The organism is Streptomyces ureilyticus (assembly GCF_011045025.1).
GTDB lineage: Bacteria > Actinomycetota > Actinomycetes > Streptomycetales > Streptomycetaceae > Streptomyces > Streptomyces ureilyticus.
This window is the reverse complement of record NZ_JAAKZX010000065.1, coordinates 23,186-44,962: the sequence shown is the minus strand read 5'-3', so window position 1 is coordinate 44,962 and position 21,777 is coordinate 23,186. Positions and strand designations below refer to the sequence as shown.

Annotated in this window: 18 protein-coding genes; 4 read left to right on the top strand and 14 right to left on the bottom strand. The window is 70.2% G+C overall.

The annotated features are described in order from the left end of the window. Positions 1-19 precede the first annotated feature (19 nt). Genes G6048_RS21345 through G6048_RS21315 form a run of 6 tightly spaced genes read right to left on the bottom strand, consistent with a single transcriptional unit; the run spans position 20 to position 6,330 of the window. On the bottom strand, positions 20-1,426 hold the full coding sequence (locus G6048_RS21345) for an alkaline phosphatase family protein (protein WP_165341172.1): 1,407 nt from the start codon (positions 1,424-1,426) through the stop codon (positions 20-22). Continuing rightward, on the bottom strand, positions 1,423-2,928 hold the full coding sequence (eboE, locus tag G6048_RS49695) for a metabolite traffic protein EboE (protein ID WP_235990125.1): 1,506 nt from the start codon (positions 2,926-2,928) through the stop codon (positions 1,423-1,425). Before eboE ends, G6048_RS21345 begins: the two co-directional genes overlap by 4 nt. 7 nt (positions 2,929-2,935) lie before the next feature. Beyond that, a complete protein-coding gene (locus G6048_RS21330) occupies positions 2,936-3,802 on the bottom strand; it encodes a TatD family hydrolase (RefSeq protein WP_165341171.1) in 867 nt (288 codons plus the stop codon). A gap of 2 nt (positions 3,803-3,804) precedes the next feature. Continuing rightward, entirely contained in the window at positions 3,805-4,461 is a 657-nt protein-coding gene (locus G6048_RS21325; protein WP_328826565.1) for an EboA domain-containing protein, read from the bottom strand. Then, positions 4,458-5,357 carry a sugar phosphate isomerase/epimerase family protein gene (locus G6048_RS21320; RefSeq protein WP_165341170.1) on the bottom strand — a complete coding sequence of 300 codons (900 nt, stop codon included), beginning with the start codon at positions 5,355-5,357 and terminating at the stop codon, positions 4,458-4,460. Before G6048_RS21320 ends, G6048_RS21325 begins: the two co-directional genes overlap by 4 nt. A 40-nt stretch (positions 5,358-5,397) precedes the next feature. Next, positions 5,398-6,330, bottom strand: coding sequence for an SCO3242 family prenyltransferase (locus G6048_RS21315; protein ID WP_165341169.1), 933 nt, complete (start codon positions 6,328-6,330; stop codon positions 5,398-5,400). A 170-nt stretch (positions 6,331-6,500) separates the two neighbouring features. Between G6048_RS21315 and G6048_RS21310 the strand changes: the two genes are divergently transcribed. Further along, positions 6,501-7,991 carry a glycoside hydrolase family 3 protein gene (locus G6048_RS21310; protein WP_165341168.1) on the top strand — a complete coding sequence of 497 codons (1,491 nt, stop codon included), beginning with the start codon at positions 6,501-6,503 and terminating at the stop codon, positions 7,989-7,991. A gap of 37 nt (positions 7,992-8,028) precedes the next feature. On the opposite strand, the gene G6048_RS21305 is transcribed toward G6048_RS21310, so the two are convergent. The 3 genes from G6048_RS21305 to G6048_RS21295 form a co-directional block, all read right to left on the bottom strand. Beyond that, positions 8,029-8,613 carry a hypothetical protein gene (locus G6048_RS21305; protein WP_165341167.1) on the bottom strand — a complete coding sequence of 195 codons (585 nt, stop codon included), beginning with the start codon at positions 8,611-8,613 and terminating at the stop codon, positions 8,029-8,031. A gap of 231 nt (positions 8,614-8,844) precedes the next feature. Then, positions 8,845-9,408, bottom strand: a complete 564-nt coding sequence (locus G6048_RS21300) for a cysteine hydrolase family protein (protein WP_165341166.1) — start codon at positions 9,406-9,408, stop codon at positions 8,845-8,847. A gap of 277 nt (positions 9,409-9,685) precedes the next feature. Then, positions 9,686-10,270: a short chain dehydrogenase gene (locus tag G6048_RS21295; RefSeq protein WP_165341165.1), complete on the bottom strand. Its 585-nt coding sequence runs from the start codon at positions 10,268-10,270 to the stop codon at positions 9,686-9,688. 234 nt (positions 10,271-10,504) lie between these two features. On the opposite strand from G6048_RS21295, the gene G6048_RS21285 reads away from it, so the two are divergent. Then, positions 10,505-10,702, top strand: coding sequence for a hypothetical protein (locus G6048_RS21285; RefSeq protein WP_165341164.1), 198 nt, complete (start codon positions 10,505-10,507; stop codon positions 10,700-10,702). A 112-nt stretch (positions 10,703-10,814) separates the two neighbouring features. Here G6048_RS21285 and G6048_RS21280 read toward each other — a convergent pair whose 3' ends face one another. Next, entirely contained in the window at positions 10,815-12,050 is a 1,236-nt protein-coding gene (locus G6048_RS21280; protein ID WP_165341179.1) for a glycoside hydrolase 5 family protein, read from the bottom strand. Between the two features lie 99 nt (positions 12,051-12,149). On the opposite strand from G6048_RS21280, the gene G6048_RS21275 reads away from it, so the two are divergent. Then, complete coding sequence (locus G6048_RS21275) at positions 12,150-13,193, top strand: N-acetylglucosamine kinase (RefSeq protein WP_165341163.1); 1,044 nt, start codon at positions 12,150-12,152, stop codon at positions 13,191-13,193. On the opposite strand, the gene G6048_RS21270 is transcribed toward G6048_RS21275, so the two are convergent. Both G6048_RS21270 and G6048_RS21265 read right to left on the bottom strand, forming a co-directional pair. Further along, positions 13,183-14,826, bottom strand: a complete 1,644-nt coding sequence (locus tag G6048_RS21270) for a transposase (RefSeq protein ID WP_165341162.1) — start codon at positions 14,824-14,826, stop codon at positions 13,183-13,185. The genes G6048_RS21275 and G6048_RS21270 overlap by 11 nt on opposite strands. Then, a complete protein-coding gene (locus G6048_RS21265; RefSeq protein ID WP_165341161.1) occupies positions 14,823-15,401 on the bottom strand; it encodes an IS607 family transposase in 579 nt (192 codons plus the stop codon). The genes G6048_RS21270 and G6048_RS21265 overlap by 4 nt, the downstream gene beginning before the upstream one ends. A 150-nt stretch (positions 15,402-15,551) precedes the next feature. Here G6048_RS21265 and G6048_RS21260 point away from each other — a divergent pair, with 150 nt between their 5' ends. Continuing rightward, the gene (locus G6048_RS21260; RefSeq protein WP_235990124.1) at positions 15,552-17,741 is read left to right on the top strand and encodes a glycoside hydrolase family 3 N-terminal domain-containing protein; all 2,190 of its coding nucleotides are present in this window, start codon (positions 15,552-15,554) and stop codon (positions 17,739-17,741) included. Positions 17,742-17,769: 28 nt separating this feature from the next. On the opposite strand, the gene G6048_RS21255 is transcribed toward G6048_RS21260, so the two are convergent. Together G6048_RS21255 and dnaE are read right to left on the bottom strand one after the other, a co-directional pair. Next, positions 17,770-18,135: a DUF6300 family protein gene (locus G6048_RS21255; RefSeq protein ID WP_165341159.1), complete on the bottom strand. Its 366-nt coding sequence runs from the start codon at positions 18,133-18,135 to the stop codon at positions 17,770-17,772. Beyond that, a complete protein-coding gene (gene dnaE, locus G6048_RS21250; protein WP_165341158.1) occupies positions 18,132-21,725 on the bottom strand; it encodes a DNA polymerase III subunit alpha in 3,594 nt (1,197 codons plus the stop codon). The genes G6048_RS21255 and dnaE overlap by 4 nt, the downstream gene beginning before the upstream one ends. Positions 21,726-21,777: the final 52 nt, after the last annotated feature.

The following is a 21,777-nucleotide window of genomic DNA, read 5'->3' as shown; positions in this document are numbered from 1 at the left end:
GGCGGGTGCGTGGGGGAGGTCATTCCGCGTGCTCTTCTTCCTTGGTACCTGCGTCTTCAAGTCCCGCGAGCCGCAGCAGCAGCGGCTTGACGTCCGTCGCCGCGAACTCCGTACGTGCCGCCCCGGGCTCCGAACACAGCAGTACGGGCCCGTGGTCCGGATCCTCCGGCAGCCGGCCGTGGCTGCCGCGCACCCCCGACGGGTCCAGCGGGACGGTCTGTATCCGGTAGCGGAACCCGAGCTTCTTGCGGGCGATCTGGCCCACGGCCTTCAGCTTCACCGCCGGGACGGTCTCGTCGTACAGCAGCTCGGCGGGGTCGTAGCCGGGCTTGCGGTGGATCTCCACCTGGCGGGCGAAGTCCGGGGCGCGCTCGTCGTCCAGCCAGTAGTAGTACGTGAACCAGGCATCGGAGTCGGCGACGGCGACCAGCTCGCCTGACCGCTCGTGATCGAGGCCGTACGCAGCCTTGCCCTCCGCGTCCAACACCCGCTCCACACCGTCGAGTTCGCCGACGATCTTCGCGACGGCCGCGGTGTCGGCCGGGTCCCGTACGTACACATGCGCCACCTGGTGATCGGCGACGGCGAACGCGCGGGAGGTCCAGGGGTCCAGGTACTCCATGCCGTCCTGCGTGTAGACGTCCAGCAGTCCGGCGCGGCGCAGGGCGCGGTTGATGTCGACGGGGCGGGAGACCGGGGTGATGCCGTACTCGCTGAGCGCCACGACGGTGGCGCCCTCGCTGAGGAAGTGGTCGATCAACGGGCGGAGCGCCTCGTCGAGTTGGCGGGCGGCGCGGGCGGTGGCGGGGGAGCCCGGGCCGGAGCGCTGGGGCTCGTAGTCCATCTGCGGGATGTAGACGAGGGTCAGGTCCGGGCGGTGCTCGTCGAAGACCTGGCGGGCGGCGCCGAGGATCCACTGGGTGGAGGGCATGCCCGCGTTCGGCCCCCAGTAGGTGAAGAGGGGGAACGGGCCGAGCCGGTCGGTGAGTTCGTCGTGCAGGGAGGGTGGCCAGGTGTAGCAGTCGGGTTCCTTGCGGCCGTCGGAGTAGTAGACGGGCCGCGGGGTGACGGTGAAGTCGACGTCCGCCCCCATCGCGTACCACCAACAGATGTTCGCCACCCTGTAGTTGGGGTCGCTCTTCCTGGCCGTCTCCCAGATCTTCTCGCCGCCGACGAGCGCGTTGTGCTGCCGCCACAGCAGCACTTCGCCGAGGTCGCGGAAGTACCAGCCGTTGGCCACCGCGCCGTGCGTGCTCGGCGGTTCCCCGGTGAGGAAGGTCGACTGGGCCGTGCAGGTCACCGCGGGCAGGGTCGTCCCGAGCCGGGCCTGGAACCCGCGTTCACCGAGGGCGGCGACGGCGGGCATATGGCGCAGCAGCGTCGGGGTGAGCCCGACGATGTCGAGCACGACGAGCCGGTCGGTCATGACGTTTCCTCCTTCAGGCCGAGCCCGGTCAACCGGTCCCTGGCCCAGGCGAGTTCGGCGGCGATGCCCCCGGCCAGGTCGGCGGGCGGCCGGGGCAGCACGGACCAGGTGTAGGTCTCCACCTCGATGTGGTCACAGCCGGCGACGGGGCCGCCGAGCAGTTCGGCGAGTACGGCGGTGAGTTGGGGCGCGGTGGTACGGAGCGGGGGTTCGGGCTCGGCATGCAGCGGGGCGTGGAAGTGGACCCGCCAGGGGCCTCGGTCGGTGGGGAGCCCGCCGGCCAGGGCATCGGGGAGGTCGTCGACACCGAGGATCGTGCCCTCGGGCAGCGCGCTGTGGCCACCGGGCGCGCCGTGCCTGCCCGGCGCTCCGTACCCGCCGGGCGCGCCGTGCCCGCCCGGGCCGCGGGCAGGTCCCGAGTCGGCGTGGCCAGTCGGGTCGCCGGGCCCGCCGACGGACCTCGGCCCGGCGGGAGATCCGTCGGCCTGCCTGTCCGACTGACGGGCGCCGCCGGAGTCGCCGGGACCGTTCGGGTGCCAGGTCCCGTAGACGTGCCCGGTCCCGTCCGCTTCCTCGCCCGCCGCCACACCTCGCTGGCGCGGAATCCGCGGCCCCACGACGGCCAGCCCTTCGCCCGGCACGCCCGAGGCTTCCCAACTGCCCTGCGCAGCAAGCCTCGTACGCGTCTGATGCAGAAACCGCGGCTCCGCAAGCCGCCCCAGCGCCGCCTGCGCAGCCGGGTCCGCCGGATCGTCCGCCTGCACCGCGCAGGATGCCTGGAGCTTGACCACCGGCAGCCCGGCGGCGGACAGCCGCGCCAGTGCGGCGCGCGGGTCCTCGAACTGGACCGCGAGATGGCAGGCGTCCAGGCAGATGCCGAGCCGTTCCGGGTCCAGGCCGCCCAGTTCCCGTGCCGCCTGCGCGGTCGTCTCGACCACGCACCCCGGCTCCGGCTCGAAGCCGACGCGGACCGGACGGCCGGTCTCACGCTCGATCGCGGCGAGTCCGTCGGCCAGCCGGTCCAGGGCGCGGCGGGCGGTGTGGGAACGTTCGGCCGGCCAGGGCGTGCGCCAGGCGAGCGGAAGCGTGGAGACGCTGCCGCGGAGGGCGTCGTCCGGGAGGAGGGCGGTGAGGACGCGGGCGCAGTCGAGGGTGTAGGTAAGGCGGGCCTCGTCCGTCCAGTCGGGGAGATAGACGTCCTTCTTGACGACCTCGCGATGGAAACCGGAGTACGGGAAGGCATTCAGCGTGACGGTCTCCAGGCCCCGCGCGCTCAGCTCGTTCTTCAGCCGCCCCAACGCCCGCTCGTCACCGACGAGTTCGGTGACGACATCGCGGGCCAGCCACAGGCCGATGCCGAGCCGGTCGACGCCGAGCCGTTCCCGCACGGGTTCGGCGTAGGCGGCGAGCTGCGCCAGCACCCCGTCCAGGTCCTCCGCCTGGTGGACGTTGCTGCAGTACGCGAGATGGACGGGCGTCCCGTCGGGGTGGCGCAGGCGCATCGGCCGCTCACTCTCCGCCGCGCTTGATGGAGTTCCCCTGGTAGGTCACGGACTCGTCGGGCTTGGGCTCGTCCAGGACCGGGTCGAGGTCCAGCCGGCCGCTCTGCCCGTAGAAGGCGACCGGGTTGCCCCACATCACCCGGTCGACCTGGTCCACGGCGAACCCGGCCGCCAGCATCGCCAGACCGGTCTTCCGGGTCTTCAGCGGATCGCTGCGCCCCCAGTCCGCCGCCGAGTTGACCAGCATCCGCTCGGTGCCGTGCTCCTGGAGGATCGCCACCATCCGGTCCTCGCTCATCTTCGTCTTCGGGTAGACCGAGAACCCGGCCCAGCAGCCGCTGTCGAGAACCATGCCCACCGTGAGTTCATTGAGATGGTCGAGCACGACCAGCTCGGGCGCGATCCCCGACTCCCGTACGACATCCAGCGTCCGCCGCGTGCCCGCCGCCTTGTCGCGGTGCGGGGTGTGGACGAGGGCCGGAAGCTCGTGCTCGATGGCGAGCTGGAGCTGCCGGGCCAGGGCCTCGTCCTCTTCCTTGGTCATCGAGTCGTAGCCGATCTCGCCGACCGCGACGACCCGGTCCTTGGCGAGATAGCGCGGCAACTCGTCCAGTACCGGCATGCAGCGCGGATCGTTGGCTTCCTTCGGGTTGAGGGCGATCGTGCAGAAGTGCTGGATGCCGAACTGCGCGGCGCGGTACGGCTCCCAGCCCAGCAGCGAGTCGAAGTAGTCGTAGAAGCTCTCGGGCGAGGTGCGGGGCTGGCCCAGCCAGAAGGCCGGTTCGACGAGGGCGCGTACCCCGGCGGCGTGCATGGCCTCGTAGTCGTCCGTCGTACGCGACGTCATGTGGATGTGGGGGTCGAAGATGCGCATGTTCAGGAGACTCCATCGAGGGCGGCGGGGCGGTCATCGGCGGGCGCGAAGGCTCGGATGACGGGCGTGATGTCGTCGGGCACGGCACGTCCGGCCGCGATCCGCTCGCGTGCGAAGTCGGCCAGCATCCGGGCGAGTTCGGCGTCGGCACGCTTGTCGAGTCCGGCGACGCGCTCGAGCGGGATCTCGTAGAAGACGCACTTCAGGACGGCCTGCCGGTACTCGTCGTCCGGGAGATGTCTCGCGGCGTACGGTCCGAGGGCGGCCTCGATGAGGGTCGTGTCGTTGCCGCGCAGCGTCTCCCGCACCAGGAAGAGGAAGCGGCCCTCGTCGTCGATCAGCGGCAGCGCCCGCAGTACGGCCCGCTGCTCGGCCGGATCGCCGTGTCGATGGAGCGCTCCCACGGTCGCGACCAGCGCGGAGTCGTGCAGCGGCAGGGCGGTGAGCAGTACGGCGCGGGCGGCCTCGTCGATGGTCCAGTGGTCATCGATCCTGGCCCGGCCGCAGCGGCGGCGGACGGCGGGGAAGAGGGCGCCGATGGCCGTGGGATCGGCGAGGACGCGGTCGACGGCGGCGTCGAGCCAGGCGCGGGCCTCGGGCTCGAGGGCCGTACGGAGTTCAGGTATGCCGGAGATCATGGTCGCGCTCTCTGTGCTCACTGTGCTGCTTCTTGAACTGCCTCTTGTGCTTTCTGCTCTCTCTGCTCCGTCTGAACCTTCGATGTTTTCGGCGCCGTCCGTCGGAGGAACTCGATGGAGCGCTGGGCGACTTCGGGTGCGTCGAGCGAGCCGCCCTGGATCTCCACGGAGACCAGCCCCTTGTGCCCGAGTTCGTCGAGCGCGGCCAGCACCGGCCCGAAGTCGATCTCACCGTCGCCGAATTCGAGATGCTGGTGGACACCGCGCTTCATGTCCTCGATCTGCACGTTCAGCAGATGGGGCGCGGCCAGCTGTACGCACTCAAGCAGCGGAATCTCCTCGACGCAGTGGGCGTGCCCGATGTCCAGCGTGACCCCGAACAGCTCATGCCCGCCGAGCCGTTTCCCCAGCTCCAGGCACCGCTCCACGGTGTCGACGAACATGTACGGCTCCGGCTCGAAGGCGAGGGCCACGCCATTGGCCTCCGCCGTCCGCAACACCGTCTCCATGCCCGCCGTGAGCCGCTTCCACGCGTCCTCCTCCGGCAGCCCCTTCGGCGCGGCACCACTGCACAGATGGACGGTGGGCGAACCCAGGTCGGCCGCGATCCAGATCGCCCGCCGCAGCAGATCGACGCGCCGCTGCACCCCCTCCGACATCAGCGTCGGCTCGTGCTTGCCCCACGGGTCGAGTAAGTAGGGCGCCCCCGTCTCGACCGTGACGCTGAGCCCGTACCAAGCCAACTCCCCCGCGAGCGCGTTGACTTGGCGCGGCAGATCTTCGGCGTACGGATCGAGGTGGCCGTGGTCGAGTGTCAGCGCCACCCCGTCGTAGCCGAGGTCGGAGAGCACGGCGAGCACATCGCTCAGGCGGTGGCTGGTGAAACCGTTGGTGCCGTAGCCGAATCGCAGATCCATGAGTGGCCGTCCTCGGGTCGCTTTCAGGTCGCTCTTCGGGTCAGGTCGGTGACACGCGCCGGGCCAGCCGCCGCGCCAGCGGATGCACGGCCCCCAGCGCCGCCGCTACCACCGGCGATCCGCCCCGAGCGGTCAGCGCCGTCTGCAAGGGCACAAGCCCCAGAATCCCGGCTCCCACCGCTCGCCGTACGTTCTCTCCGGACGGCTCCCGTACGGCCTTGACCTGCGCCAGTCCGTACGTACCGAGGTAGCCGAGCGCTCCGGCGGCGGCGACCGCGGCGGTACGCGCGTCAGGGTGCCGCCCCGGTCCGGAGGGTGCGGTGCCCGCCGCCGCCAGCGCTGTCGCGGCCGACACTCCGAGCGTGGTCGCGGGCAGCCGCGCCGGGGCGCCGGAGATCTCGTGCCGGCTGAGGGCGGTGAGCGTGTACGTATGCAGCCCGACCAGGGCCGCGGGCACGAGCCCACGCCGCCCGGACTTCGTCCCGCCGGCGGTGACCGCGCCCGCGAGCACGTCCAGGGCCCGTGCCCCGGCCATCGCGGCGGGACCGGCCTTCGTTGACTTCAGCTTCAGGTCGTACGCCCAGATCAGCCCCGTCAGTGGCAGCGCGACGCCGAGGCCGCGGCGACCGCCGGAGAGGGCCGCGAGTCCGAGACCGGCGGCGGTCAGTCCGCCGGCCAGGGAGAGGGCCGTACGACGGGGGACGCGGCCGGAGGGGACGGGGCGCTGGGGGCGTTCGACGGCGTCGATGGTGGCGTCGGCGTAGTCGTTGAGGGCCATCCCGGCCCAGTAGAGGCAGACGGAGGAGGCCATCGTGCCCACGGTCCGCGGTCCCAGGGGGCGGCCGGCGGCGGCGGCCCCCGCGAGGATGTCGCCCGGGACGCTCAGCGCGGCCGGGGCACGTACGAGACTTGCCAGGTCAGCGAGGCGTACGGGGCGGGATCCGAAGCGGACGTCCGCTTTCCGGTCGTTCATGAAAGCAAGTTACACGCGCTGCTTGAACATTCATTCTTGAGCTTTGTGGGAATTCTGTGATGAATGTGGCCACGGGTGGATGTTTCCGTTTGCGTGTTGAGTGGTTCCGTTGAATCGGCCATCCATCCACCTTATTGACTTTCGGTTGGGTGAACCAGAGGATTCCCGGGGTGACCCACACCGAGCACCCGTACGCCGGCGGTCCGGCCCCTCTCCCTCCCGACCTGGACGAGGCCGTCCACCGCTGTCTCGTCGCCGGATTCGACGGCACCACGACCGTCCCCGACACCCTGAAGCGGCTCATCGACCGCGGCCTCGGCGGCGTCATCCTGTTCACCCGCAATGTGCGCGACGCGGAACAAGTCCGCGAACTCACGGACACGCTGCGCGGCATCCGGCCCGATCTGCTCGTGGCCATCGACAACGAGGGTGGCGACATCGGACACCTGGTGAGCGCGGGCGCACCAGAAGTCCCCGGCTCCTTCGCCCTGGGTGTCGTGGACGACACCCGGCTCACCGCCCGCTGCGCCGACGCCCTGGCCGGACACCTGGCCTCCCTCGGCATCACGGCCTCGTACGCCCCTGTCGCCGACCTCCAGCACCACCCCCTGAACCCGATCGTGCGCACCCGCTCCTTCGGCGCCGACCCCCAACTGGTCTCCCGGCATCTGCGCGCCTGGATCACCGCCACCCAGGCACGCGGCGTCGCGTCCTGCGCCAAGCACTTCCCCGGTCACGGGGGCACCGTCACCGACAGCCACCACGATGTGGCGGTCGACCCGCGTCCGTACGACGAACTCGATCTCGACCCCTTCCGGGCCGCGATCGCCGTAGGTGTACCGATGCTGATGAGCGCGCATGTCGTGTTCCCCGCGCTGGATCCCGACCGCCCGGCCACGCTGAGCCCCCGCATCCTGAGCGGCCTGCTGCGCGACGAGCTGGGCTTCGACGGCGTACTGGTCAGCGACGCCCTGGAGATGAAGGCGATCGCGGACAGGTACGGGGAGGCGGCCGGGGCGCGGCTCGCCCTCGAGGCGGGCGCCGATCAAGTCGTCGTCGCCGTACCGGACTTGGGGGTCACGGTCGGCTGCCGGGACGCGGTGCTGGACGCGGTGGGCAGCGGGGCGCTGCCGGCGGAACGGGTGCGGGAGGCTGCGGACCGGGTCCGGCGGCTGGCAGATCGGTATGCGGCGCCGGTGGCTGAGAGCGCGGTCGCGGTTGCCAGGTGGGATGTCGGGGCCGGGTTGGAGGCGGCGCGGCGGGCGGTACGGGGGCCTGTGCCGCATGTACGGGGAGCCCATGTCGTCGACCTTTTCCCGCCGCCGCATCCCGCACTCAACTGGGGCGGCGAGGACTTGCTGACGGAGGTACGGGCCCTCGACCCCACGGCCACGGGGACGGCGGTCACTCGGGCTCCGGCGGATCTGACGGACCTCGCCGCCGAACTCCTGCGCCGGGCCGAGGGCGCGCCGCTGGTGGTCGCCACGTACGACGCGGCCCTGCATCCCTGGCAGGCCGAACTCCGGGATGCGCTGTTGACCGGGCGGGCGGACGCGGTCAGGGTGTCGACGGGGCTGCCGGACGGCGGTGACGTGTGCTCGTACGGGCGGGGGCGGGTGAACTTGCGGGCGGTGGCGGAGGTGTTGGTGGGTGTTGCTTGAGGTCAGGCAGATCTACCCACCTCGGTCATTCACTCATCTACTCATCCACTCGTTCACTTGCGGCGCTTGGCGTAGCGGTTACGTCGTCAGAGGTCAAAGCCCGGGCCGATCGCCGGCGTGCACGCAGCCAGAGGGCTCCACCACCGCTGGTGACCACTACGACGGCAATCCCGCCGGTCAGCCACCACACCCATGAGGCGATGCTGTTCGTCTTGCCCGATACCGTCATCAGCTCGCGGTCTCTCGACGTGTCGACCGAGGGGAAATCCCGCGGCAACGTGATCTCGTCGTCCTCGCTGAGGATCTCGTTGTTCGCGCGGAAGTCATCCAAGTCCTGGTAGCTCTTGCCCTCGTGGTCCACTATCGCCACGTTGCCGTTGGGCTGGCACACGAGGAACAGCGGGATCGAATCGATCCTGGCCTTCCCCTTGTGCTTGACGAAGACCTTCTGGGTGTACACCTTTCCAGGGGATTCGCAGCGGGTCTGCCGAGTCGCGGACGACGCCTGCACGTGGGTCGTGGCCGCAGACGAAGGCGATGCGACCATCAGCACGGCGAGCGTCATCGCAGCCGCACACAACGCGTGGACGGCGATGCGGGTTTGCGTCTCCCTACCGGACACGAGTGATCTCCTCTCACTCCGTCGATCGCCGACGGCAGTGTTACAGCACGTGCCCGGGACCCGTCCCGACATGGTCGTCCTCGCGGTCGGCGGGTCACAGACAGGACAGGCCTCACTCCGGGCGCCGGTGCCGCCGAAGTCCAAGGTCGATCTGTACGCGGCGATCCTCCGTGATGCCCGGGCGGGGATGTCGAACCGGTCCGTGCAGCGCAAGTACGGGGTGGGCTTCCGCTATTGCGGTGCGATGGCTTTGAGCCAGTCCTCGACGGCGAAGACATCTGCCCACTGCGGGAACAACTTTTCGGTGAGCATCGTGTGCACCTCGGGGTCGGTGTCGAGGCAGGCGTCCGCCAGGACGGTGAGGCCGAAGTCCAGGTCGATGGCGTGCCACAGGGTGGACAGCACTACAGCGCTGGTGGCGATGCCGGTGAGAACAAGGCTGTTGATATCGCGAGCCCTGAGTACCAAGTCGAGGTCGCTGCCCGAGAACGCGCTCCCCCGCCTCTTGGTGACCACGACGTCGCCCTGCTGGGGCGCGACGTCGGGATGGATCTCGGTGCCAGGCCCGCCCTCGGTGAACAGACCGGCCCGCACGGCGTTTGTGATCACCTTGTTGCGAGGGCTGACTTCCGGATCGCCCGGCCGTAACCCCATCACCACGTAGATCACGGGGATGCCGGCAGCCCGGGCACCGTCGATCGCCCTGCGCAAGCGCGGCAGATATCCGGAACCGTCGTCGGCGATGGCCACGACGTCCCGTTGGACGTCCATCACCAGAAGCGCGCTGTTCGCCATGCTTGCCGTCCCTTCTCCGTTGGGAAACAAGGGCAAGCCTGGTGGATCAACCGAGCAGCGGTGGAGGTTTCGGAGATCCTCATCAGCGTCGCGCCGCGGTGCGCCCATGACCGGTGTCGGTTCTGGTTCTGGCACAGATCTTGGGGAGCGGTCGCGGAGCGTCACCGCAGTTGTCTCGACAGTGCCCGAGCCCGAACTGAGGCAGCAGTTTGGCTGTCCCGCACTCAGGTCGCAGGCCCGCCGTCATCGAGAGCGGCGGGCCTGCCTCTCCTGACGGCTACGGACGTATGGTCTGGCCTTGCGCGGAGCCTTCCACCGCTGTCACATACGCCCGGGCTACCTCGGAGACAGGAGTTCCGTCGTTCCCGTCTACGCCCATGCTTTCCAGGGTTTCCTTGATCCACCCAGGGCTGATGAGATTGATGCGAAGCCTTCGCGGCAGCTCGCCGGCTGCGTTGCGGACGAAGCCTTCCAGGCCGGTGTTGACGAGAGCTCCCAGCGAACCGCCGGCCAGCGGAGTCGAGAAGGTACCCCCTGTCAGCGTGATGGAGCCGCCGTCGCGTAGACGGCGCACAGCTCGTTGAACCAGCGCGACCTGCCCCAGCAGCTTGCCCTGTATTCCGGCCACGATCTCTTCATCCGCCACTGACTCCAGGTCCACCAGCGGGCCGCTGGCGGCGCAGCACACCACAGCATCGAGATCCGGCACCTCATCGAAGAGTGCGTCCAGGGAAGATGGGTCTTCCATATCCACCTTCACCGGCCCTCTGCGGGATCCCTTGAACACCTGATGAGAAGCCTCTAACGCACTGGCAACAGCGCTGCCGATCGTTCCTGTCGCTCCGATCACAAGTACCTTCATGCCACTGATCATGTCAGGGCCGACAAGACACTAGCGACCTCATTCTCCGCTCGGCCCCAGACCCAGGAGAGCGGCCGTGGAAGGCTACTGAAGCAGGATCATCTCGCGGAGTAATTCGAATCCCGCTCGTCCGTGGAGCTGCCTTTTGCTCTTCTTGATGCGGTTCACGGCGCCTTCGGTGCCGCCGGAGCTCCAATGCACGGTCGGTCACGTGCGGTGGTCGTAGAGCGGTAGGTGGGTAAGGCAGTTGCACAGCCCCATCCGCAGCTGCCGCCCTCGCCGGTCCCGTGGGGCGAGGTGAGCCTGGTGCAGGTCGGGGCCGTCGTTGTCCTGGTGACCCCGCTCTACTTCGCTCCCGGCGTCCGCCGCCTCGCGCGGTCCGCGCGGTTCGCCCTGCTCGAGCCCGTGCCTGCCTGGCGGCCCTGGCCGTGATCGTGGCCCTCCAGGGGCACCTGGTGTGACCTGAGCCACTCCCGGAGTGTTGCCTCCGGCCCGAATCGATGACGTAGGCGGTGACGCCGCGGTATCAGTACGTCAGGTGAAGTCAGGGCATCCGAATGAGTTCCCTGATGCCTCGCGCACTCAAGTACTCCGCATCATCCGCCCATGCCGCCCTCACCACCGCCGGGCGTACTCCCTCGACCCGCAGCCGCATCCACTCCTCGAAGTACGCGCCGCCCGGGCCGGACACGGAACGGGTCGCGGGTGTGCAGTCCAGAACCAGGGCGGTGTCGCGGGGCTGCGCCGAGTGTGGCCCGGTGCGCAGCTTCGCCACCGCGTCCGCGAGAGCCGAAGCGATGGGCTTCGCCCGGCCCGTGGAGTCGAAGAGGCCCAGGGTGTACTCCAGTTCCGGGAAGTCGGCCAGGGAGCGGTCGACGTCGTGGGAGCACCACCAGGTCACGCCCCACAGGTCCGTGCAGTCGGCCGCGTTCAGGACGGTCGCGCGGGCGAAATCAGGGGCGTCGGACGCGGGGATGTGCGGCTCGGGTGCTCCGGTCTCCTGGACCCAGACCGGGCGGGCCGGTTCGGTGGCGTACGCCTTGGCGAGTTCCACTCCGTACTCGGCGAGGTGCTGGACCTGCGGGGAGCGGGGGCCGTAGCGGCGTGCGCAGTTGGCGGAGAACACCCAGGGGTGGACGGTGGTCAGGTCGCCCTTGCGGGCGGAGGCCTCGGGGGTGAAGGGGTGGTCGTCGCCGTACCAGGCGGCGTCGTAGGCGGAGTGGGTGACCAGGCCTTCTGCGCCGAGTCCGGAGCGGGCGGCGGTCAGCAGCGTGTCGAGGTAGTGGTCGACCTCGTCTGGTGTGACCGGGTTGTGTTCGACGAGGTTGTTGAGTTCGTTGCCGAGCTGGAGGCCGAGGAGGTTGGGGCGGTCGGCGAGGGCGCGGCCCAGGACCCGTAGCAGTTCGGCCTGGGCTTCGATGGCTTCGGGGTCGGTGAACACATTGCGGTGGTGCCAGCTGCGGGTCCACTCCGGGTAGAAGTCGAAACTGGACAGGTGGCCCTGGATGCCGTCCACGAGTACGCCGAGGCCGGCCTCGGCAGCCAGGTCGACCAGGCGCACCAACTGGTCGACGGCGGCGGTGCGGATGAGCTTGCGGTTGGGCTGGAGGAGCGGCCAGAGGTGGAAGATCCGTACGTGGTCGAGGCCCAGGCCGGCTATCTGCGCCAGGTCCTCGCGTGCGTGCGCAGGGTCGAAGTCGTGCCAGGAGTGGAACCAGCCGCGACGGGGGGTGTAGTTGACGCCGAAGCGCAGGGCTGCGGGTGCGGTGGGAGTGTGGATGGAGACCTCCTCCGGTTGGGCTCCGTCGAGTTTCGCCGGAGCCCGACGAGCCTCGTCGGGCCTTGTCTCCAGCGAATGTATCAACCACCATGGTCGCCAATGAACAATGATTTGAACCAGGATCTCGTGGTCGGCCTGGATGCGGGCGGCACTCGTACGCGCGCCGTCCTGGCGTCCGCGCGCGACGGCCTCCTACGCGGTGAGGGCGCCGCGGGACCGGGCAACGCCCTGACCGTCCCGGTGCCTCAGCTCACCGACCACCTTGCCGAGGCGGTCGCACAGGCCGTTCCGGAGGGGCTGCGCGGCCGGGTGGTGGCGGTGGCGGGTGGATTCGCGGGAGCGTCGCGTACCGCTGCGGACGAGCCCGGCCGGCTCAACGCCCACTCCGCCCTCACGTCGGCGCTGCGGCGACTGGGCATCGCCGCCGTATCGGTCGAGGTCTACAGCGACATCGAGGCCGCCTTCGCCTCCGCGCCCGGCACCCCCGCGGACGGCCTCGCCCTGGTCGCCGGCACCGGCGCGGTCGCGGCCCGCATCACCGACCGCCGCTGCACCGCCACCGCGGGCGGTGACGGCTGGCTCCTCGGCGACGACGGCAGCGGTTTCTGGATCGGGCGCGAGGCGGTGCGTTCGGCGCTGCGTATGGCGGATGGGCGGGGTGGTCCTACGGTGCTGGCCGCCCTGGTCGGCCGGGAGCTCGGGCTTCCGGACGACGTGTTGCCGGGCGGTGGTGAGGCAGAAGGGCCCGCCTTCACGTCCCGGGGACAGCGCGAGGCGTATCGCATGCGGCTGCTGCCTGCCGTCATGGATCAGCCGCCGATCCGGCTCGCCGGGCTCGCACCGCTGGTGAGCGAGGCGGCCCGTGGCGGAGATGCCGTCGCCACGGCCATTCTCCGCGAGGCGGCCGATCAACTCGCCGAGACGGTACGTGCGTTGGGCTGCCGACCAGGGGAACGGCTGGTTGCCACCGGCGGGTTGCTCGGCGCGGGAGGGCCTCTTACGGAGGCGGTGCATCGTCGCCTGGGCAAGCTCGGGCTGGAGGTCGACCAGGTGACGGACGGCTGTGGCGGTGCTGTGGCGCTGGCCCGACTGGAGCGCGAGTTCGCCCCGGCCAGCCGCATGCTGACCGTTCCTACAGACTGAGCGGGAGTGAGTCCTGGTGCCAGGCCTCATGCTCAGCCGCGTGTCCCGAACGGTGTTGGACACGCTGGTTCCCCGCTGTGACCGCACGGCCGGGCGCCGCCCTCGGGGGGCTGGTTCCGTTCCGTGTCCGGCGGAGTCCCTCACGTCCCCGAGTACCGCGATCGGCCTGGACGTTCCGATGCCCGCCACCATCGCTCTGGTGATGGCGGGGCGGTTTCGTCCGTCGCCGGATCGGATGCCCGAGGGCGCGCCTTCCGATCGCGATGCCCGCCGCGTCATGGCGGGTCATCGCACGCTTGTTGCTGGTCAGGGGCGTCTTCCAGTGCTCGGCGCCCCACTTGGAGGTATACGCCGCATCGACGGCGACCAGGGCCAGGCCGTGCTCGGCGGCCATGTTCACCAGCCGGGCCTTGACCTTGCCGGTGGGGATGCCGTGGATGAGCTGACGGAAACGCTTGTTGCGGCCGAACTTCTCGCGGGTCTTCCCGTCGGAGAAGTCCAGGTCCTCGACGGCGATCGCGCTCACGCCGATCCGGGTGGCCCAGCGCAGCAGCCGGCTGAGCGCGTGCCGCAGCTGCGCGTCGCGGTGGTCCGCGCTGCCGGTCAGGTCGTAGGTGAACCGGCGGGGATCGCCGACCGGGTTGCCGTGCGCATCGAGGCGGTAGGCGGCGAAGTGGTCGGCGTTGGTGTCCACGCCGATCAATCCGCCCGCCCGCGCCGCCTCCAACCCGATGGCCTGCACGGCGGGGCGTTTCCAGGACGCGGTCAGGTACCAGCGGCCCCGGGCCACGTCGTAGTGGATCTCGTAGGCGACCGCCCGGTTGTGGGCGATGCGGTCGGCCCACTCTGCGCCCCGGTGCCGGAACGCGACGCGGGCCGAGAGGACGTACCGGCCGCGCGGGCTGTTGGCCAGGTACTGAAGCGGCTTGGGCAGTTTGATCGAGGCCTCGCCGTCTGGTGTGACACGGATCGTCTCGTTCCCGAACCGCTTGCCCGACTCCCCGTCCGCGCTCAAGGACCAGCGCGCCGCATTCCAGCGTTCCCGCCATACCGTCTCGGTGAGCCCGGCGGCGGTCAGGTTGTGCCGGTTCCTGGCGAGCTTCTTCCCGCCGCGCACGACGTGCACCCGCCCGGTCGCGATGTCCTCCTGAACGGTCGTGAGACGGGCCTCAAGGATGTGCAGACGGCGCGACTTGTGAAACCACTCCGCCGGCGACCGGTAGCCGCCCGGCTTGCCCTTGGTGCCCTTCTCGCCGATCGGGAGGGACAGGCGGTGCCGAAGCGTGCGGATGCCGTCGGCGAGGTTGTCGCGGTGGGTGAACTGGCTGCGACGGGCGAGTGCGTACTGATCGTGTGTGCCCTTGGTGATCGCACCAGCCCACCGCGACGACGACCGTGCGGTCAGGTCCTGCTTGCGGGCGGCCCAGGAGTCGTTGGTGCGCTCGAAACCGGCCCGCGAGTACAGGGCGAGGTCAGCGGCTGCGAGAGAACCGAGGTGGGCGCCGACCAGGCGCAGGACCTTCTCGTCCTGGGGCGTGAGGTCCTTGAGCCGGTCACGGATCGCGACACCCGTCGCGTCCTGGACCACGAACGGCTCCCGGAGCGGACGGAACGGCTTCTTGGCCTCGTTCATTTCGCGGCCGCCTCAAGGGCTTTCTGCGCCCGGTTCCTCGCCGAGCGGCGGCCGTACAGGCGGGTGCAGAACGAGGTCAGCACCTCGGTCATGTCGCGGACCAGGTCGTCCTCGCCCTCGCCCTCGCCCTCGTCCAGGACGACCAGGCGGCGGCCCTGCGCGGCCAGGGCGGCCTCGACGAGCTCGACGTTCATCCGGCCCAGGCGGTCCTTGTGTTCGACGACGACGGTCGTCACCGCCGGGTCGGCCAGCAGACGGCGGACCTTCACCCGTGCTCCGGTCATGCCGGAGGCGATCTCCGACTCCACACGCACGACCCGGTGCCCGGCCTTCGCCGCCCACTCCACCAGCCGCGCCGCCTGCCGCTCCAGGTCGGCCTTCTGGTCGTGGGAGGAGACCCGAGCGTACAGGCCCACACCACCGGTGACATCGACACCCTGGTGGGCCTCGATGTTCACCAGGATCGTGCGCGGACCCACCCGCATCGCGGGCACCGGCAGCGTTCCCTCACGGAACCAGCGGCGCGCGGTCTGCGGGTGGACACCCTGGGCCTTCGCCCACTCGGTCAGATTCACAGAACCGACCGTACGAGGCACTCACCTATGAATGCTCATGATCGCTCGTTCTTCACTGGAACGAGTGCAGTTCAAACCCCCAACCAGACTGCCCTCTACCGCAACCCCACCGCCTCCATCCAAGCCCGTACCCGCGACCTGCTCAGCCGAATGACGTTGCGTGAGAAAGTCGGGCAGCTCAACCAGCGCATGTACGGCTGGAATGCCTACCGCCGCACCCGGTCCGGCTTCGAACTCACCGAAGCCCTCCACGCCGAAACCGAACGCTTCGCCGGACTCGGTGCCCTTTACGGACTGCTCCGAGCCGACGCCTGGTCGGGCGTGGACCACGCCACCGGAGCCGGCGCCGCGGACAGCGCGGCGCTCGCCGACCTGGTGCAGCGCCACGTCGTGGGCGAAAGCAGGCTCGGCATACCCGCCCTGTTCGTCGAGGAGGTCCCCCACGGCCACATGGCCCTGGACGGCACCGTCTTCCCGGTGAACCTGGCCGTCGGCGCCACCTGGGATCCCGAGCTGTACGAGCAGGCCGCGGCCCACGCGGCGGTCGAACTCCGTTCCCGCGGTGCCCACTTGGCGCTCGTCTCCGCACTGGACATCGCTCGCGACCCCCGCTGGGGCCGCACTGAGGAGTGCTTCGGGGAGGACCCGTACCTCGCGTCCCGTCTCACCGAGGCTCTCGTACGCGGCATGCAGGGGAACCCCGGCGAACTCTTCGCCCCCGACAAGGCCCCCGTCGTGCTGAAGCACTTCGCCGGCCAGGGCGCCACCATCGGCGGCCGCAATTCCGCCGAGTCCGAACTCGGCGCCCGCGAACTCCACGAGATCCACCTCCCCGCCGCCCGCGCCGGTGTCCGGGCCGGAGCCGCCGCCGTGATGGCCGCGTACAACGAGGTCGACGGGATGCCCTGCGCCGGCAACCCCGCCCTGCTCACCGAACTCCTCAGAGAGCGCTGGGAGTTCGAGGGCCTGGTCATGGCGGACGGCCTGGCCGTCGACCGGCTGGCACGCATCACCGGCGACAAGGTCTCCGCCGGCGCGCTCGCCCTCAACTCCGGTGTCGACCTGAGCCTGTGGGACGAGGGCTTCACGCACCTGGGGGAGGCGGTCGAGCGGGGCCTCGTACGCGAGGAAACCCTGGACGCGGCCGTCACCCGAGTCCTCCACCTGAAGTTCCGCCTCGGCCTCTTCGAACGCCCCTATGCGGCAGACCAGTTGGCAACCTCGAGAACCCCTCCCGCAGCCGCCGCGGCCCCCGCAACCGCCGGCCGGGATCTGAGCACCGCCCTCGCCCGGGCCGCAATCACCCTCCTCCACAACAACGGCGCCCTCCCGATCCCCTCGACCGCCACCCGTATCGCCGTCCTGGGCCCGCAGGCCGCCACCACCGCGCACCAACTCGGCGACTACACGGCCCCGCAACGCCCCGGCACCGGCACGAGCGTGCTCGCCGGGCTGCGGCGGTTCGCCGCGCCCGGGGTGGAGATCACGCACGCCCGCGGCTGCGCCCTCACCGGCGGCGACACCTCCGGCATACCCGAAGCCGTCGCCCTCGCCGGCGCCGCGGACCTGGCCGTGGTGGCGCTCGGCGGCAGCAGCGCCCGTACCCCCGAGACCGACTTCGCGGCCAACGGGGCCGCACAACAGGCCAGTTCCCAGATGACCTGTGGCGAGGGCGTCGACCTCGCCGGGCTGCGGCTCGGCGAGGCGCAGTACGCGCTGTTGCGCGCCGTCTCGGCGACCGGCACCCCCGCCGTGGTCGTCCTGGTGCAAGGGCGCCCATACGCCGTCCCGGAGGCGGCGGACCTGTCGGCGGCGCTGCTCACCGCCTGGTATCCGGGCCCGTGGGGAGGAGACGCGATCGCCGAGATCCTGCTCGGCCACGCGGACCCGAGCGGCCGACTTCCCGTCTCCGTCCCCCGCTCGGCGGCCCAACTCCCCGTCTACTACAACCACAAGGACACCGAATACGGCGCCTACGTGGACGAAAGCGCCGAGCCGCTGTACTCCTTCGGGCACGGCCTGTCGTACACGACCTTCGCGTACGGTCCGCCCCGCCTGTCGGGGCACACAGTGGCGGTCGATGTCACCAACACGGGGGAGCGGCACGGGCGTACGGTCGTCCAGTTGTACGTCCGGCGGCTGCTCACCTCCGTCTGGCCCCGCACCCTCGAACTGTGCGCGTTCGAGGCCGTCACCCTCGCAGCGGGTGAGCTCCGTACGGTCACCCTGCACCTCGACCCCGACCAGCTCGCCGGCACCGGCACCGCCGAGATCCGCGTCGCGGAGTCCGCCCGGGCCGCGCTGACCGCCGTACCCGTCGTACTGCGCCTCACCAGGTGAGACCGGAGGCCCGGCGGCGGTGTCCGCACTACAGGTCGCCCGCCCGCCACCGGGCCTCTTCCGCATCGAGGTCCGCACGGTTCGGCGTGCGGTCGCGCACGATGGCGAGCCAGTCCAGGACGAGCCCGGCGAATGCCTCGTCGAGGCGGGGTGCGACCGGGCGGCCGTCCGCGCAGAGCAGCGCCGCCAGCAGTGGTCGCGCTGCGGGATCGCTCATGTCGCAGGATCCGCACAGCGCGGTTTCCTTGTGGCCGTCGACCCGTTCTCCCGCACGGTTGCTCCAGGCGTGCGGGTAGCGCGCCGACAGGAGTACCGGGATCGCGCAGCGCGGGCATACGGAGGTCTCGGAGATCCGTACCTCGATGGTCTCCGGCCGGTCCGGCGCGGGTGTCATGCGAGGCCGCCCCAGGCTTCGGCGCCGAAGGTCCCCTTCACGTCGGAGGCGACGGTGGCGGCGTTCACCTTGGCGTGCAGGGCGTAGACGGTGGTCTTCCGTACGCCGTGGACGCTGAGGCGGACCGGGCTGTCGCCCGGATGGTCGGCGAGGATTCTCTTCAGCTCGCACACCCGCTGCTCGGTGAGCCGGTGGGCGGGGAGCGCGAGCCGGACCGATGGCCCGCCGCCGTGCTCGGCCGAGGAGACGTCCAGCACCTCCAGTTCCCTGCCGAAGATGTTCAGGGTGGCGTCGCGGTCCTCGATCCTGCCCCGTACGGAGACGACGTGGTCCTCGGCCAGTGCGTGCTGCACCAGTTGGTAGGTGGCGGGGAAGAACAGGACCTCGACGGAGGCGTCGCGGTCCGCGAGGTACACGACCGCCCACGCGTTGCCCTGCTTGGTCACCTTCCGCTGGACACCGGTGATCAGCCCCGACAGCCTGACCTCTCCCGTGGTGCGGCCGGAGGCGAGGAGTTCGGCGATGGAGCAGTCCCGTGCGGCGGCGAGCATATGTCCGGCACCGTCCAGCGGATGCGCGGACACATAGAGGCCCAGCATCTCGCGCTCCAGCGACAGCAGTTGCCGTCGGGGCCACTCCGCGTCGTCGACGGGGAAGTCCAGGCCGAAGCCCGGTTCGGCGTCCTCGCCGCCGAGCCCGGCGAAGAGGTCGTCCTGGCCGAAGCTCGCGGCCTTCTTCACCGGAGTGATCGCGTCGATGGCGTGCTCGTGGACGGCGGTGAGGCCCTTGCGGGAGTGGCCGAGTGAATCGAAGGCGCCCGCCTTGATGAGCGACTCCACGGCCCTCTTGTTCAGCGCGGAGAGGTCGGCCTTCTCCAGGAAGTCGGAGAACGAGGTGAACCGTCCCTTCCGGCGGCGGGCGTCGATCACCGCCTCGATGACGCTGTCGCCGACATTGCGCACGGACCGCAGTCCGAACCGCACGTCGTCGCCGATCGCGGTGAACCGTGCGACGGACTCGTTCACGTCCGGCTGGAGGACACGCACCCCGTTGGCGCGGGCGTCCGCGAGATAGACGGCGGCCTTGTCCTTGTCGTCGCCGACCGAGGTGAGCAGGGCGGCCATGTACTCGGCCGGGTAGTTCGCCTTGAGGTAGGCGGTCCAGTACGAGACGAGGCCGTAGCCCGCGGTGTGGGACTTGTTGAAGGCGTAGCCGGAGAACGGCAGCATCACGTCCCAGATGGCCTTGACCGCCTCGTCCGAGTAGCCGTTCGCCTTCATGCCGCCGTGGAACTTCTCCCACTCCGCGGCCAGGACCTCCGGCTTCTTCTTGCCCATGGCACGGCGCAACATGTCCGCTCCGCCCAGGGTGTAGCCGGCCAGCTGCCGGGCGATGGCCATGATCTGCTCCTGGTAGACCAGCAGGTGGTGGGTGGTGCCCAGGATCGGGTCGAGGGCTTCCTCCAGCTCCGGGTGGATGGGGTTGGGCGCCTGCTTGCCGTTCTGGCGCAGCGCGTAGTTGGTGTGGGCGTTGGCGGCCATGGGGCCGGGCCGATAGAGGGCGTTGGCGGCCGCGATGTCCTCGAACCGGGTCGGTTCCATCAGCTTCAGCAGGGCGCGCATGCCGCCGCTGTCGAGCTGGAAGACGCCCAGGGTGTTGGCGTCGGCCAGCAGCCGGTAGGTCTTCGCGTCGTCCAGCGGGATGACGACGGTGCCGGGATCCCCGTCCAGAGGGTCCACGGTGGCCAGCCGGATGCCGCGGTTCTCGCGGACGTTCTCGATGGCGTGGTCGATGACCCCCAGGTTCCGCAGCCCCAGGAAATCCATCTTGACCAGGCCCATCGCCTCGCACGACGGGTAGTCGAAACCGGTGATCCGCGCGCCGTCCGCGGCTCGCAGGTGCAGAGGGATCCGGTCCGTGAGCCGCGTCTTGGAAAGGATCACCGCGGCGGCGTGCACACCGGTGCCCCGGGTCAGGCCCTCCACTCCCCGGGCGGTGTCGACCACCCGCCGGACGTCCGGCTCGCTCTCGTACATCTGCCGGACCTCACCGGTCTCGGCGTACCGCGGGTGGCCGGGGTCGAACAGCGCGGCGAGCGGTGCAGGCTTGCCGTTCTGGTCCGGCGGGAGCGCCTTGGTGATCCGCTCGCCGTGGGAGAACGGGTAGCCCAGGATGCGTGACGAGTCCTTGATCGCGTTCTTGGCCTTGATCCGGCCGAACGTGTTCACCAGGGCGGTGAACTCCTCGCCGTACTTCTCGATGACGTAGCGGACCATGCGGTCGCGCTGCCGGTCGTCGAAGTCCAGGTCGACGTCCGGCGGGTTGATGCGCTCGGGGTTCAGGAACCGCTCGAAGAGCAGGCCGTGCTCCAGCGGACACAGCTCGGTGATGCGGGTGGCGTACGCGACGAGCGATCCGGTGGCCGAACCACGGCCCGGGCCCAGGGGGATCCCGTTGGCGCGGGCGTGGCGGCAGATGTCCGCCACGACCAGGAAGTACGAGCTGAAGCCCATCGGGCCGATCACCGACATCTCGGTCTCGAACCGGTCCAGGACATGCCGTGGGACCGGATCGCCGTAGCGCATCGCCAGGCCCTTCAGCACCTCCGAGCGCAGCCACGACTCCTGGGTTTCGCCCTCCGGCACGTCCGGAAACCGCGGCATCTCGTCGACGTGGTCGAAGACCTCGTCGTAGGACTCGACGCGCTCGGTGATCAGCAGGGTGTTGTCGCAGGCCCGCGGAAGCTCCGCGAAGAGGTCCCGCATCTCGGCGGCCGTCTTCAGGTAGTAGCCGGAGCCGTTGAAGCGGAAGCGGTTCGGATCGTCCTTGTTCTTGGCGACGCCGATGCACAGCAGGTTGTCGTGGGCGTCGGCCTGGTCCTCGGTGACGTAGTGCGCGTCGTTGGTGGCCAGGAGCGGGATGTCCAGCTCCCCGGCCAGGCGCAGCAGACCGTCGCGGACCTCGCGCTCGATGGCCAGGCCGTGGTCCATCAGCTCCAGGAAGTAGTTCTCGCGGCCGAAGATGTCCTGGTAGGCCGCGGCGGCGGCCCTCGCCTCGGCGTACTGGCCGAGCCGCAGACGGGTCTGGATCTCTCCGGAGGGGCAGCCGGTGGTGGCGATGACGCCCTCCGGCCGCCGCGCGATCAGCTCGCGGTCCATGCGCGGCTTCCCGGCCGGGAACTGGCCCTCGTAGCTGGCCTGTGTACTGAGCCAGAACAGGTTCCGCAGCCCCTGGGCGCTGTACGCCCACATGGTCATGTGGGTGAAACGGCCGCCGCCGGAGACGTCCTTCGAGCCCTCGCCGTCATCACCCACAGCGCGCCGCCCGCCCGGACCCCAGAACTCCCGCTTCCGGGAGAACCGGGAGGAGGGCGCCACGTACGCCTCGATGCCGATGATCGGCCTGACGCCTTCGAAGTCCTTCGCGACCTGTGCGAACTCGTAGGCGCCGAACATGTTCCCGTGGTCGCTCATGGCGATCGCGGGCATCCGCTGCCGGGCCACCTCGGCGAACATCGGCCGCAGCTTCTGCGCGCCGTCCAGCATCGAGTACTCGGTGTGGTTGTGCAGATGGACAAAGGGATCAGGCATGGGCGAGTGGCCTCCGCTCAACGACACGTTGACTCGGGGTATCAAAGCGAGC

Bases quoted from the DNA above. Each gene is read 5' to 3' on its own strand.
- G6048_RS21345 (WP_165341172.1), bottom strand. From the start codon at position 1,426: ATGACCGACCGGCTCGTCGTGCTCGACATCGTCGGGCTCACCCCGACG.
- eboE (WP_235990125.1), bottom strand. From the start codon at position 2,928: ATGCGCCTGCGCCACCCCGACGGGACGCCCGTCCATCTCGCGTACTGC.
- G6048_RS21330 (WP_165341171.1), bottom strand. From the start codon at position 3,802: ATGCGCATCTTCGACCCCCACATCCACATGACGTCGCGTACGACGGAC.
- G6048_RS21320 (WP_165341170.1), bottom strand. From the start codon at position 5,357: ATGGATCTGCGATTCGGCTACGGCACCAACGGTTTCACCAGCCACCGC.
- G6048_RS21315 (WP_165341169.1), bottom strand. From the start codon at position 6,330: ATGAACGACCGGAAAGCGGACGTCCGCTTCGGATCCCGCCCCGTACGC.
- G6048_RS21300 (WP_165341166.1), bottom strand. From the start codon at position 9,408: ATGGCGAACAGCGCGCTTCTGGTGATGGACGTCCAACGGGACGTCGTG.
- G6048_RS21295 (WP_165341165.1), bottom strand. From the start codon at position 10,270: ATGAAGGTACTTGTGATCGGAGCGACAGGAACGATCGGCAGCGCTGTT.
- G6048_RS21275 (WP_165341163.1), top strand. From the start codon at position 12,150: ATGAACAATGATTTGAACCAGGATCTCGTGGTCGGCCTGGATGCGGGC.
- G6048_RS21270 (WP_165341162.1), bottom strand. From the start codon at position 14,826: ATGAACGAGGCCAAGAAGCCGTTCCGTCCGCTCCGGGAGCCGTTCGTG.
- G6048_RS21260 (WP_235990124.1), top strand. From the start codon at position 15,552: ATGACGTTGCGTGAGAAAGTCGGGCAGCTCAACCAGCGCATGTACGGC.
- G6048_RS21255 (WP_165341159.1), bottom strand. From the start codon at position 18,135: ATGACACCCGCGCCGGACCGGCCGGAGACCATCGAGGTACGGATCTCC.
- dnaE (WP_165341158.1), bottom strand. From the start codon at position 21,725: ATGCCTGATCCCTTTGTCCATCTGCACAACCACACCGAGTACTCGATG.